Here is a 13,541-nt window from a genome sequence, read left to right as displayed (position 1 = left end):
TTGTGACAGACAAATGCGTTGGCTGCGGTTTGTGCGAAAAGGCGTGCATTCAAGTTCCGCAGGCAATACGGGTTATACCAAGAGGGGAAGAACATAAAATAGCATTTTATGAAAACTATCAGATGCCTATATATGATGAGCATCTGCCTGGCATGCCGCCGGGACACTAAAAACAAAAGTCAAAACTCAAATCTCAAAAGTCAAAATTAAGGTATGTCATTGCGAGGCAAAGCCGAAGCAATCTGATTTTTACATTTTAATTTGTCATTTTGGTTTTTTGCATTTTAATATTTGATTTATCAACAATATGCTTCAATACATAAGAAAAACAATCCAGATTTCAGTCATAGCGGTAATCCTTGCCATTACCATTATCAGTTATTATGGCTATCTCCTGTCTGCGAAAGGGCAGAAGGATTTGATGGATATGGCGATGGAAGAGAATGGGTATATAATGAGTTATCTATATGCCTTTATCCATAAAATAGCATCGCAACCTGTGAATTCGGGAGACTTTGTTCCCTATCTGGATATATTCAAAGGAGGGGCATGGTCATTGACTTTGTTTGGTTTTAATATTACAGACCCTGTTATAGCAATTGCTACAACCATTGCCAGCAAGGTATTTTATATTCCACTTTTAATCTCAATCATCATACCTTTAGTGTTTATCCTGATATTCGGCAGGGCATTCTGCGGATGGATTTGCCCTATGAATTTTCTCTTTGAGTTAAATGAAAAGATTAGAAAAGTTTTAGAGAGATTTAATGTGCCTATTCTAAACATTTCTATGTCCAGGGAATATAAATATTTTGCGCTTTTTTCTATCCTCACACTGTCTTTATTCGGGATTCATCTGCTTCCATACATTTTGCCTTATGCCCTTGTCAGCAGGGAATTATATCACTATATATTCTATTCCACATTCAGTTTCGGGATGATTCTGATATTATCCCTGCTTGTATTTGAACTGCTTGTATCAAGGAGGGGATGGTGCAAATATCTCTGCCCGGGCGGAGCATTCTTTTCTTTGCTTGGGTTTAAGCGGCTCGTTGGCATAGATGTAAATACCAAGTCATGTCCAGCACAGTGCAGTCTCTGCACAGAGGCATGCCCAAGAGGGCTTGAGCCGCACAAAAATATGATTGGCATAGAATGTGATAATTGCGGACTCTGCATATCAAAGTGTCCTGCGGTCTCTGTGAAATACAAGTTCGGAGTTCGGAGTTCGGAGTTCGGAGTAAAGGCAAAGATTATTTGTTTTTTGTTGTTTTTACTCCTCACTCCTCACTCCTCACTCCTCACTGTCTCTCACGCTGCCCATGCAAAAATCATAAACCCGCATGCCGGAGCGCAGACCCATTATCCTCAGAATCCATCAGAGGAATATTTTGCTGAAAAGGATGATTACGTAATTCATTTCTCTGCATTTCAGCATAAACAGAGCGATGCAACGATCAGGGTTAAGGCAGTCGCTATAGTGAAGGAAAAAGAGACAGGACAGCCATATCTCGGACCTCTAAGAATGGTATTTTATAGAAAATCTCTATTTGGCATGAAAGAGGATATGAGATTTGATTTTGAAAAGGATTTTGAAAAGAGGTATCCGTTTTATGCAAACCTTCCTTATGAGGGAGACTTTGTCGCAAAGGTATCCTTTAATGCCAGCGGTAAGGAAATCAATGTTGAATTTCCTATGAAAGTGGGCGAGACAAAGACAAACCTTATTTTTCTTGGTTTTATTTCATTTGTTCTTATTTCATCTATTATTACAGTTGCATATCTAAAAAAGAAACAGCAAGAGGCAAAAAAGAAGGTTGCGCCGGTAGGATAAAATCAGGTGATAGGTAATAGGCAATAGGTGATAGGAAAAAAGACAGGCTATGGGCTATAGGCTAGAGGCAATAGGATAAAAACCCATAGCCCATTGCCTATTGCCCGTATTTGTAGCCCATAACCCATAGCCTATAGCCTATGAAAATTGACCTCCTCAAAAACCATACATTAAATCATCTTCTTAAAAAGCGTCCATTCCAGTTGAGCCTTCAAGTTCCCTTTGTTTTGCTCTTTGCGCTTCTTGTATTTGCTGGTCTTTACGGGACATCTCTTGGCAGCAATAATATTGCAACTGTTATCACATGGACAATATGGTGGGGCGGGCTCATATTCACATTTCCCTTAATTGGCAGGGCATGGTGTCTTGTGTGTCCGTGGGCTGCAATCTCAGACTGGGTTCAGAGGCTTGCCTTCTGGAAGAAAAAAGAGATAGGACTTGCTCTTGACAAAAAATTTCCTATATGGCTCAGAAATATGTATCCTGTTATAATCTCATTTTTGATTATAACATGGGCTGAGTTTTATTTTTCTGCTGTATCAAATCCAAAAAATACAGCATACATTGCAATTATTTTTTTGATAGCAGCAGTTTTAATATCAATCATATTTGAAAGAAGGAGTTTTTGCAGATACCTGTGTCCCATAGGAGGGATGATAGGCGTTTATTCCAGATTTTCTTTTCTTGAACTCCGCGCAAGGGACAAGGTTGTTTGCAGGGCATGCAATACAAAGGACTGCATAAATGGGAATGAAAAAGGCTACGGCTGTCCTGTATTTGAATACCCTGAGGCAATGGATACAAACACATACTGCGTCCTTTGCACAGAGTGCATAAAGACATGCCCAAAGGATAATATTGCATTGAATTTAAGACCAATAACAAGAGAACTGTCAATGCCTGCTGACAGTCAGCTGGATGAAAGTTTAATGATACTTGCTGCATTTGCAATCGTCATCTTTCACGGCATAACAATGATACCACCATGGTTTCAGTGGACAGATTTAATCATGCTTAATACCGGGATAGAGCCGTATGCCCTTGTAACAATTGCACTCTTTACATTTGTGATGATTACCATTTTTATATATTCTATCTTTGTTTTTTTTACTCCTCACTCCTCACCCCTCACCCCTCACCCCTTTATTGCCTTTGCCTACCCTCTAATCCCCCTCGCCCTGTTTTTTCATCTCAGCCACAATGTATTTCACCTGTTCGGAGAGGGAAAGAATCTTATTATAGTATCATCTGATCCATTTGGCTGGGGATGGAATTTATTTGGGACAAGGGGATTAAAACTAGAGCCGATTATATCATTTAATATGATATACTATCTGGAGATTGCACTCGCAATGATTGGATTTATTTATGCAATCTATCTCACTTATAAGACCTCTTTGCAGGACTTTGAAGGCAAGGGATTGGTTTCTATGACAATAATGATTTTATGTTTGACTGTGATTTATATAATTATGCTTAATCAGCCGATGGTTATGAGGATGGGATAGGCAATATTCTTGCGAATATTGAATTGGGAATTGCAAATTTTAGATTGGGAATTTTAAATTTAAAATTTGCACTTTACAATTTTCATTTTTCAATTTGAGCGAAGCGAATAGGGAGGCAAATGCCATACAGCGATATTGAGATAAACAAAAAAGTCAAAGAGGAAGCGATATTCTTTGAAAAGATCAAAAAAGAGGTTGGCAAGGTCATTGTCGGTCATGGGCATATGATAGACAGGCTCTTGATGGCGCTTCTGACAAATGAGCATATACTCATAGAAGGCGTGCCCGGGCTTGCAAAGACCCTGACTATAAAGACCCTTGCAGATGTTATGCACCTTCAATTTAGCAGGATTCAGTTTACACCTGACCTCCTGCCGTCTGATTTAATCGGTGTGATTATATACGACCACAAGCAAGGGGAGTTTATTCCGAAAAAAGGGCCCGTATTTGCAAACATAGTCCTTGCGGATGAAATAAACCGCTCTCCTGCAAAGGTGCAGTCCGCGCTCCTTCAGGCAATGCAGGAGAGGCAGGTTACGCTTGGCGATTTCACATATCCCCTTGATGAGCCATTTATGATACTTGCAACCCAGAACCCGATAGAACTTGAAGGCACATACGCACTTCCAGAGGCGCAACTGGACAGGTTTATGTTCAAGATACGGATTGACTATCCGACAATTGAAGAGGAAAAAGAGATTATGGAGAGGATGTCCATTTCTTCTACAGCATACAATCCGTTTAAGATATGTGTTGCATCCGATATACTGCAAGGTGTTGAAAAGGTAGCCACAAAGGATGAAATCGCAAGGGCGAGAAGCATCCTTGATACGATTTACATGGACGATTCTGTAAAGGATTATATAGTGAGGCTCGTGCGTGCCACAAGAAATGGTGCTGATTTTGGGTTAAAAGGCATGATTGAATACGGTTCCTCCCCTAGAGGTTCTATATTTTTAAACAAGGCATCAAAGGCAAATGCATTTTTGCAGGGCAGGGGTTATGTGCTTCCTGATGATGTAAAGGCGGTTGTGCCGGATGTTTTAAGGCACAGGCTCATACTTTCATACGAGGCAGAGGCTAAGGCCGTGACAGCAGATGATGTGGTTAAAGAGATATTGAGTAAGGTTAAGGTGCCGTAAAAACAGGTAATAGGTGGCAGGTAAGGGGCTATAGGCGATGGGCAATAGGCAATAGGAAAACCCATAGCCCATAGCCTATAGCCAATAGCCTAATCTTATGCTATCCCACGAACTATTAGAAAACATCAAAAATCTTGAACTCCGCACAAGAAGACTTGTGGACTCATTTATGGTAGGGGAGTATTTCAGCGTGTTCAAAGGCAGAGGTCTGGAGTTTTATGAAATGCGGGAATATCAATATGGCGACGATATAAGGGCAATTGACTGGAAGACAACTGCCAGAACGGATAAGCCTTTTGTAAAAGTATCTGTGGAAGAAAGGGAACTCCCTGTCATGTTTCTTGCAGATATGAGCGGTTCAATAGACTTCGGTTCAATGGGCAGACTGAAAAAAGATTTAATGCTTGAGGTTATTGCCTTTCTCGGCATAGCTGCTATAAAAAGAAATAATCCTGTTGGCTTAATCGGGTTTGCAGAAAGGGTTCAAATATTTCATGCTGTAAAAAAGGGCAGAAAAAATCTACTCTCTATTCTTGCAGGTTTGATGTCTGCGAAATATAGCAGCAGAACGGATATAAGGGTTGGTATAGATGCACTGTACCATGCTGCAATCAAAAAAGGGCTTGTGTTTCTGCTCTCGGATTTTATGGATATTGATTACGAACTTGCATTGAAAACCGCTGCCAAGAAATATGATATTGTGCCTGTTGTCCTGACCGACCCTTTTGAAGAAACCCTGCCTGATGCTGGTTTTATTGATATAAAAGACAGTGAAACAGGCATGGAGATGGTTGTTGATTCAACGGATAAAAGATTCAGGGATTGGTTTCATAATAATACAAACAAGCAAAAGAGAGAAAGGCAGCGGATATTCAGCGATGCAGGGCTTGCTTATATAGAGGTCAGGACAGATATGACTTGGACAAAGCCGATAAGGGACTTTTTTTACAGGAGGCAAGGTGCAAGAAGTTAGGTCATGGGTTATAGGTTATAGGTTATGGGTTTTTTGTCTGTTCACTCTCACCTCTTACCTCTTACCCCTTACATCTGCAGTTCATGCCTCTGTTTCCCTCAAGGCAGAGGTTGATAAGAATGACGCTTTAATCGGTGATAGGATTATCTATACCCTCTATGTTACTGCTGATAAAAATCTTGATATTGAACTTCCTCTTGACAGTCCTGATTTTACGCCGTTTGATTTTATAGGTCAGAGGGGGATTGAAAGGAGTGAGGCTCAAGGCAGGATAACCTATAAGATAGAATATGTGCTTGCAGCATATGCGGTTGGCGAACTTTATACACCGCCGCAAACGATTTACTTTAGAGATGCAAAAGGCAAAGAGGGTGAAGTATCCAGCGAAAAGATAAAGATTGTTGTAAAGGGTGTGGTGCCAAAGGGTGGGAAAGAGATAATGCCTGAAAAGGGACCGATTGAAGTGGAGATTAAGCGAAATAGCGCAGTGTGGCTTCTTGCCGGCACCTCTGTGATAATGGCAGCGGTAATTATTAGTGCATTTGTCTATCTGAAAATGATGACAAAACAAATGGAGATACCCGAACCTGTTTTGGCATCAAAAGATATTGCATTATCAGAACTGGGCAGGATAACGGGATTGGGACTTTTGGGGAAAGGAGATTTTAAACTATTTCACAAATTGACTGCTGACTGCTTAAAGAAATTTGCCTGTGATGGAATCCATATTCCGCCATCAGGCTTAACAACAATGGGGTTATTGAATATGCTAAAGGTTGATGATGGATTAAAGGATATTTTAAAAGACTGTAACCTTGTGGAGTTTGCAAACTATTCGCCGACAAACGCACAGTCAATGGATATTATGAAAAGAGCAAGGAGGGCAGTAAGCGGTGAATAGATTTTTTAACGTCAAAGCTCAGCGCATAAATAGAATGATTTCTTATACCTGTCTGCAGCCGCCGCTTCGTTCCCTGTTAGTTCTACATCTTGCTCGCCACTCACACCTTTGACCTCAACTTGGATTGGGGCACCATCGGAGGTTTCAGCCTGGATGTCAAAACCATAATTGACGCTCAAAAATCGCCCAGAACCGCTAATCTGGTCAGATGCAAGGCATTGTAGTCTGCCGATTTATCGGCGCTTTTAAAAAACGCCCATAAATGGGCAAGCTACAGGTGTTGAGCAGCAGCGACAACACGGCAGATGGGTATTTTTCAGCGTCAACCCATCATGCAAGCAGTCCTTCCTCCATTAAGGTATAAACTTTTTTTATATCCAATCCTTATGAGTGGTTAACGGATTTTCGGGGATATATACTAACTATAGTCTGTTAAAATATGGTTTGAGTTTATTGTATGTTAGATTAAGATGTTCAGGCATTACCTTTGTTTCAGCAATTACAGGCATGAAATTATTATCACCATTCCACCTTGGAACGATGTGAAAATGCAGATGGTCTTCTATTCCGGCACCTGCTGCCTTCCCAAGATTTAAACCTATATTAAAACCATCTGGCTTTAATTCCTGTTTCAATATTAATATACACCTCTGTATTAAAGAAAAGATACCTCTGGACTCTTCATCTGAAAGGTCTTCTATCTGTCCTGTATGCCTTGCAGGAAAGACAAGTAGATGTCCATTATTATAAGGATATTTATTGAGAAGTACTCCCGATAGACTGTCCTTGTATATAAGCAGTCCTTTTGGCGGTTCTAAGTCTTTACAAAATATGCACCCTTCTGTTTTTTTACTGCTCAAGATAAACTCCATGCGCCACGGTGCCCAGATCCTTTCCATCCCTACTCCTTATTCATCATCTCCTTTAGTTCCTTCCCCACCTTAAAAAACGGCACCTTTTTTGCCGGCACGTCCACCAATGCACCGGTCTTTGGATTGCGTCCCTTTCTGGCATTTCTGTGTTTAATCTTGAAACTGCCAAACCCCCTTATCTCAATCTTTTCACCATTCATAAGAGATTCTGACATGCTGGTAAATATGCTGTTCACTATAAGTTCTACATCTCTTGGTGTGAAATTCTTTACCTTTTCTGATATGCACCCTATCAAATCGCTCTTTGTCATAAGACCATATCCTCCTCTTCTAATGATATATAGTTTTAATCACAGCAGATTGCAATACAAAGCCTTACTGCAACCTAACGATAACTGATTGTTGATAATTCATAACTGCTTTTAAGCATCCTGACGATTTGTGAAAGTGCATCTTCACTAAACATTATGTCCCAGAGAGACATGCCTCTTTTTTGCGGATAAATCACAATGGGTTTGCCCTTTATCCCTGCCATCTTTGCGGCAGCATCAATGGCATCAGTAAGACTGCCAAGTTCATCAACCAGTCCCAATTTTTTTGCCTGGTCACCTGTAAATATCCTGCCGTCAGCAATATTTTTTACCCGGGATAACTCAATAGACCTGCCTTCAGAAACCGCCTGTACAAACTGCTCGTGGACATTATCAATAACAGACTGGAGCAGCCTCTTTTCTTTATCTGTCATCTTGCGAACTGGCGAACCTATATCCTTGTATTCTCCGCTTTTCACAACATACCCTGTTAGTCCTATCTTTGAAAGGAGTCCCTCTATGTTTGCAAACTCCATAACAACGCCTATACTCCCTGTCAATGTGCCGGGGTTGGCGAATATCCTCTCCCCCGCAGCAGCAATATAATACCCACCTGATGCAGCAACAGACCCCATAGAGACGACAACCTTTTTCTTCTCTTTAACCCGCTTCACTTCTTTGTAAATCTCCTGTGATGGACCAACACCGCCGCCAGGGGAATCTATTCGCAGGATTATTGCCTTTATGTCATCCCTTTCACCATACTCTATAATCTTTTCATTTATATACCTTGAATCTGTAATTACACCTGTTATCTCAACAACACCTATCTTATCCCCAAACTTAAATGTATTCCCGCCCTGTGCAACAAACAGCCCTATTACTGTAAAGAGAAAAAATACAGCAAATATACCAACAGTTGCCAATAGTCCTATTATTACAGACCTCTTCTTCAAGTTAGCGCCTCAGAATCAGGCAGTTGTCTATTTGAGCCTTTGGATACTGCCCTTATAGATAACCCTATCTTTTTCTCTTGCGGGTCAATATTTAATATCTCTATTTCAACATCGTCATCAGATTTCACATCAACCCCTTTTTTGCGAAGGCGGTCCAACTCAGAGATATGGACAAGCCCTTCAACCCCGTCCTCTATCTCAACAAATGCACCAAAATCTGTAATGCCTTTAATCCTTCCCTTTAACACCATTCCCGGTGAATACCTTTTATCTATCTCCATCCATGGATTTTTTTCCAATTGTTTTATCCCTAAAGAAAATCTTTCATTCGTCTTGTCAATATTTAAAACTACAGCCTCTACCTCCTGCCCTTTTTGATACAATTCTGACGGATGGTTTATCTTCTTCCATGAAATATCTGATATATGAACCATACCATCTATACCATCTTCCACACCGACAAAGATGCCAAAATCGGTTATATTTTTAACAACTCCTTTAACCATGCTCCCCTTTGGATATTTTTTCGCCATCTTCTCCCACGGATTTTCATCCAATTGTTTTAAAGTTAGCGAAATTCTTTTGTTTTGCTGGTCTACATCAAGAACCATAACTTCAACCGTATCACCAATCTTAATTTTTTCTGAAGGGTGTTTTATCTTTAACCAGCCAATCTCTGATATATGGAGCAAACCCTCTATGCCTTCTTCAAGTTCTATAAATGCACCATAATCTGCTGTATTAACAACCCTGCCTTTTGTCTTTGTCCCTACCTGATACCTCTCTTTTGCAGTTGACCATGGCTCTGGCTTAGTCTGTTTTAATCCAAGAGATACCTTCCCTTCCTCATGATTATATTTCAACACCTTTACAGAAATTCTGTCACCGATAGACAATCTCTGAGACGGATGGGTAATCCGTGCCCACGATATGTCCGATATGTGAAGAAGTCCATCAACACCGCCAATATCTATAAATGCACCGTAATCAGTGACCCCTTTTACAACACCTTCTACAACCTTACCCTCTTCAATCTTTTCTAATGTATCAAGCCGCAATCTCTCTCTGACAGCAGATGCAACAGCACGGTGGGAGACAATGACATTGGGCTTAACCCTGTCAAATTTCAGCACCTTGAAATCAAGCACCTTACCAACGATTTTATCATGGTCTTTTACAGGAACAACATCAACCTGAGAGCCGGGCAGGAACGCTGTTACCCCCTTAAGATTTACCTGAAAACCACCTTTCACCCTGTTCGTAATTTTACCATCTATGGTCCTGCCTGTATTGCAGGAATCTTCAATAAGTTCCCATATCCTCATTTCATCAAGTTTTGTCTTTGACAGGACAAGATAACCGTTATCGTCTTCCGTCCTTTCCACTAATATTTCAATTTCATCACCAACCTTAACACCCATATTCCCGTTATCGTCAAGGAATTCCTTTGCAGGAATCCGTCCCTCAGATTTATATCCTATGTCAACAAGCACAACTTCAGAATTTACATGCACAACCTTTGCCTTAATAACCTTACCTGCCTCCAAACCCTTTATAGCACGTGTAAGAGTCCCCTCATACAAATTTGCAAAACTCACTTCTTCTTCTTTTAAATTATTATTTATAGATTCGCTGCTCGTTGTCATTAAAATAATACCCCCCCTATGGATAGAATAATAAAACAAAAATTTGTCTAAACTTTCTTGGGGATTTATACCATAAAGAAATTTAAAGGTCAAAGAAACAAAACGATGCTGTTTTCTTGTTCTGGTTTCTGTTCTGTCCTGTTGACTTTTCTCCTTTGCTGTCATAGTATTATAATAACCTTTTTGTGAAAATTGTCAAATATGGTAAAATCCTTTAGAAAAGATCAAGACGACCTCTCATCATAACAGCCTTACATGGCGTGATACCATGTCCCTGATTTATACAGGAGATACTATGTCAGATACCTCTTTTGAAAAGAAACCTACTATGCAGGAATTATTAAAGATAATGATAGATAATAATGCCTCTGATATGCATCTCACTGCAGGCTCTCTACCGCGGCTGCGGGTGCATGGCAAACTAACTCCGATCGGTAATATGTCTGTTCTTACATCTCAAGATGTAAAACAAATGTGCTACAGTATTCTTGCCGAGTCACAAAAGCAAAAGTTTGAGCAGGAAAACGAACTGGATTTTTCCTTTGGTTTAAAAGGCTTAAGCAGATTCAGGGGTAATCTATTTGTCCAAAGAGGTGCTGTAGCAGGTGCATTCAGGACTATCCCGTTCCAGATTAAAACACTGCAAGAACTTGGACTGCCGCCTTTTTTGGAAGAGTTAACGAAAAAACCACGGGGGCTGGTTCTTGTAACAGGACCTACCGGCAGCGGAAAATCATCTACCCTTGCTGCAATGGTTGATAAAATCAACCATACGCGGTCAGATCATATAATAACTATAGAAGACCCTATAGAATATGTCTATCAATCAAAAACTGCACTTGTAAATCAAAGGGAGGTAGGTTCTGACACCTTTGCATTCAAAAAGGCATTAAAGCATGTGCTAAGGCAGGATCCGGATGTTGTCCTTCTTGGAGAGATGAGAGATATTGAAACCATTGAAACAGCACTAACTATTGCAGAAACTGGTCACCTGTGTTTTGCAACCCTTCATACAAATTCTTGTGTCCAGACAATAAATAGGATAATAGATGTATTCCCATCAAGCCAGCAACCTCAGGTAAGGGCACAACTTTCTTTTGTCCTTGAAGGTGTTATATCTCAACTGCTGCTGACAAGGACTGACGGGATGGGAAGGGTTGTATCTACTGAAATAATGATACCAAATGCTGCGATAAGAAATCTTATAAGAGAAGATAAAATCCATCAGATATACTCTCAGATGCAGGTTGGACAATCAAAGTTTAGTATGCAGACTATGAATCAGTCATTAGTGACACTTTATCAAAAAAGGCTCGTTACACTGGATGAAATATTAAGCAGAAGTTCAGAACCTGATGAGATTAGACAAATGATAGCCAACAGTAATGTTATGAAATCCAATACAAGGTAATGTTCAATTATACAGTATGCCTACCTTTATATACAAGGGAAAGACCCTTCACGGTCAGATCAAAAAGGGCAAGATAGAGGCAGTAAATCTTGCTGCTGCAAACACAATACTCAAAAAACAACACATTATCCCTGACACCATCTCAGAAAAAAAACACAGTGGCATCCGTTTCGGTAAGACTGTCAAAACAAAGGAACTAGTGGTTTTCACGCGGCAGTTTGCAACAATGATAGATGCAGGACTTCCCATTGTTCAATGTCTCCATATACTCGCTGCCGAACAGGAAAATCGGGCATTCAAACAAGCACTTCTTGACATAAAGACAAGCATTGAAAGCGGTGCTACTTTTACAGATGCCCTAAAAAGGCATCCATACATATTTGACGAACTTTATATCAATCTTGTATCAGCAGGTGAAATTGGAGGCATCCTTGATGTGATACTTGCAAGACTTGCAGCATTTATGGAAAAGACCTTAAAGATTAAACGCAAGATTAAGGGTGCGTTGATATATCCGACAATAATAATTATTATTGCATGTATTGTTGTTACAGTTATTTTAGTATATGTTGTCCCTGTTTTCTCATCAATGTTTGCAAGTTTTGGCGCATTACTTCCCTTACCAACACAGGTGGTTATCAACATGAGTAATTGGTTAAAGAATTCGTGGTACCTTATTATTATTGGTGCAGTAGGCATTATAACGATGTATAGACAGATACGAAAAAATCCAAAAGGCAGGCATCTTACAGACAATATATATTTAAAATTTCCAGTATTTGGCCCGCTTATAAAAAAGGCAGCAATTGCAAGATTTACCAGAACACTCGGGACAATGGTATCCAGCGGGGTGCCAATACTTGAAGCACTGGAGGTGGTTGCAAAGACATCAGGAAACAAGATTATTGAAGAGGCAGCCATAAACACAAGAACCGCCTTGAGCCGCGGCAAGACCCTTTCTGAACCTCTTGCAGAAACTAAGGTCTTTCCTCCTATGGTAGTGCAAATGGTGAGCATTGGAGAAACAGCAGGAGCACTTGATGTAATGTTGAATAAAATAGCAGACTTCTATGAAGACGAGGTGGATGTGGCAGTTGACGCATTTATGTCAACCATAGAACCTCTCCTTATAACCTTTCTCGGAATTATAGTAGGTGGACTTGTTATAGCAATATATTTGCCTATCTTTAAAATGGGAGAGGTGATAATGGGCGGCGGATAATCAGGATTAAATCCTGCATCTGTCTGTATATGACCTATTGCCGCAAAGGGCTTATCTCCTGTGCCTACCGCACACCTTTTTACACAGAAACACAATTCCCGGCACTGACCTACTCTCCCATGCAGTTGCCCGCATAGTACCATCGGCGCTGATGGGCTTAACTTACGTGTTCGGGATGGGAACGGGTGTTGCCCCATCGCACAAGCACCGGGAATTCTATCCCCGTGTTTAAAAAGGTGTGCGGATGAAGGATGTGATAGTAATCTTACATCTCACTGTTCTTTAACATTTGAATAGGGTAGAACGCTAAAAACTCATATTAAAAGTTATGGTCAAGCCGAACGGTCAATTAGTACCGGTAAGCTCAATCCATTACTGGACTTACACACCCGGCCTATCAAACTTGTAGTCTCCAAGTGACCTTTATGTATCTTATGACACGGGATATCTTATCTTGGGTGGGGCTTCCCACTTAGATGCTTTCAGCGGTTATCCCTTCCGTACGCAGCTACCCAGCATTGCCCTTGGCAGGACAACTGGAACACCGGAGGTACGTCCGTCCCGGTCCTCTCGTACTAGGGACAGCTCCCCTCAAATATCCTGCGCCCACAACAGATAGGGACCGAACTGTCTCACGACGTTCTGAACCCAGCTCACGTACCGATATTGACCGGCGAACAGCCGGACCCTTGGGACCTGCTTCAGCCCCAGGATGCGATGAGCCGACATCGAGGTGCCAAACCTCGCCGTCGATATGAACTCTTG

13 protein-coding genes and 2 rRNA genes are annotated in these 13,541 nt (G+C 40.8%); 8 read left to right on the top strand and 7 right to left on the bottom strand.

From position 1 onward, the window contains the following. The 6 genes from HZC45_06410 to HZC45_06385 form a co-directional block, all read left to right on the top strand. Positions 1 to 170 (top strand): 4Fe-4S binding protein (locus HZC45_06410; protein ID MBI5682779.1); only part of this gene is annotated, 170 nt, incomplete at its 5' end. 137 nt (positions 171 to 307) lie between these two features. Next, entirely contained in the window at positions 308 to 1,834 is a 1,527-nt protein-coding gene (locus tag HZC45_06405) for a 4Fe-4S binding protein (protein MBI5682778.1), read from the top strand. Positions 1,835 to 1,974: 140 nt separating this feature from the next. Beyond that, positions 1,975 to 3,342, top strand: a complete 1,368-nt coding sequence (locus HZC45_06400) for a 4Fe-4S binding protein (GenBank protein MBI5682777.1) — start codon at positions 1,975 to 1,977, stop codon at positions 3,340 to 3,342. 119 nt (positions 3,343 to 3,461) lie between these two features. Further along, positions 3,462 to 4,484 (top strand): MoxR family ATPase, encoded by a 1,023-nt coding sequence (locus HZC45_06395; GenBank protein ID MBI5682776.1) that lies wholly within the window; start codon positions 3,462 to 3,464, stop codon positions 4,482 to 4,484. Positions 4,485 to 4,581: 97 nt separating this feature from the next. Continuing rightward, a complete protein-coding gene (locus HZC45_06390; protein MBI5682775.1) occupies positions 4,582 to 5,457 on the top strand; it encodes a DUF58 domain-containing protein in 876 nt (291 codons plus the stop codon). Next, positions 5,444 to 6,358, top strand: coding sequence for a hypothetical protein (locus HZC45_06385; GenBank protein MBI5682774.1), 915 nt, complete (start codon positions 5,444 to 5,446; stop codon positions 6,356 to 6,358). The genes HZC45_06390 and HZC45_06385 overlap by 14 nt, the downstream gene beginning before the upstream one ends. An 11-nt stretch (positions 6,359 to 6,369) precedes the next feature. Here the strand turns inward: HZC45_06385 and HZC45_06380 are convergent, their stop codons facing one another. The 5 genes from HZC45_06380 to HZC45_06360 all read right to left on the bottom strand — a co-directional run bounded on the left by HZC45_06380 (position 6,370) and on the right by HZC45_06360 (position 10,143). Beyond that, positions 6,370 to 6,537 (bottom strand): DUF3883 domain-containing protein, encoded by a 168-nt coding sequence (locus HZC45_06380; protein MBI5682773.1) that lies wholly within the window; start codon positions 6,535 to 6,537, stop codon positions 6,370 to 6,372. A 243-nt stretch (positions 6,538 to 6,780) separates the two neighbouring features. Further along, positions 6,781 to 7,257 (bottom strand): HIT domain-containing protein, encoded by a 477-nt coding sequence (locus HZC45_06375; GenBank protein ID MBI5682772.1) that lies wholly within the window; start codon positions 7,255 to 7,257, stop codon positions 6,781 to 6,783. A gap of 2 nt (positions 7,258 to 7,259) precedes the next feature. Further along, positions 7,260 to 7,541, bottom strand: coding sequence for an integration host factor subunit beta (locus HZC45_06370; protein ID MBI5682771.1), 282 nt, complete (start codon positions 7,539 to 7,541; stop codon positions 7,260 to 7,262). Between the two features lie 74 nt (positions 7,542 to 7,615). Then, positions 7,616 to 8,497 (bottom strand): signal peptide peptidase SppA, encoded by an 882-nt coding sequence (sppA, locus tag HZC45_06365; GenBank protein MBI5682770.1) that lies wholly within the window; start codon positions 8,495 to 8,497, stop codon positions 7,616 to 7,618. Then, complete coding sequence (locus HZC45_06360) at positions 8,494 to 10,143, bottom strand: 30S ribosomal protein S1 (GenBank protein MBI5682769.1); 1,650 nt, start codon at positions 10,141 to 10,143, stop codon at positions 8,494 to 8,496. Before HZC45_06360 ends, sppA begins: the two co-directional genes overlap by 4 nt. 328 nt (positions 10,144 to 10,471) lie before the next feature. On the opposite strand from HZC45_06360, the gene HZC45_06355 reads away from it, so the two are divergent. Both HZC45_06355 and HZC45_06350 read left to right on the top strand, forming a co-directional pair. After that, positions 10,472 to 11,554 carry a type IV pilus twitching motility protein PilT gene (locus tag HZC45_06355; GenBank protein ID MBI5682768.1) on the top strand — a complete coding sequence of 361 codons (1,083 nt, stop codon included), beginning with the start codon at positions 10,472 to 10,474 and terminating at the stop codon, positions 11,552 to 11,554. 16 nt (positions 11,555 to 11,570) lie between these two features. Then, complete coding sequence (locus tag HZC45_06350) at positions 11,571 to 12,776, top strand: type II secretion system F family protein (GenBank protein MBI5682767.1); 1,206 nt, start codon at positions 11,571 to 11,573, stop codon at positions 12,774 to 12,776. Positions 12,777 to 12,872: 96 nt separating this feature from the next. Here HZC45_06350 and rrf read toward each other — a convergent pair. Together rrf and HZC45_06340 are read right to left on the bottom strand one after the other, a co-directional pair. Next, positions 12,873 to 12,988, bottom strand: a 5S ribosomal RNA gene (rrf, locus tag HZC45_06345). A 112-nt stretch (positions 12,989 to 13,100) separates the two neighbouring features. After that, a 23S ribosomal RNA gene (locus HZC45_06340) occupies positions 13,101 to 13,541 on the bottom strand; the annotation flags it as partial.

The organism is Deltaproteobacteria bacterium, from assembly GCA_016223005.1.
Classification (GTDB): Bacteria; Desulfobacterota; GWC2-55-46; order UBA9637; family GWC2-42-11; genus JACRPW01.
The sequence above is the reverse complement of the archived record's forward strand: the minus strand, read 5'-3'. Positions and strand labels throughout refer to the sequence as shown.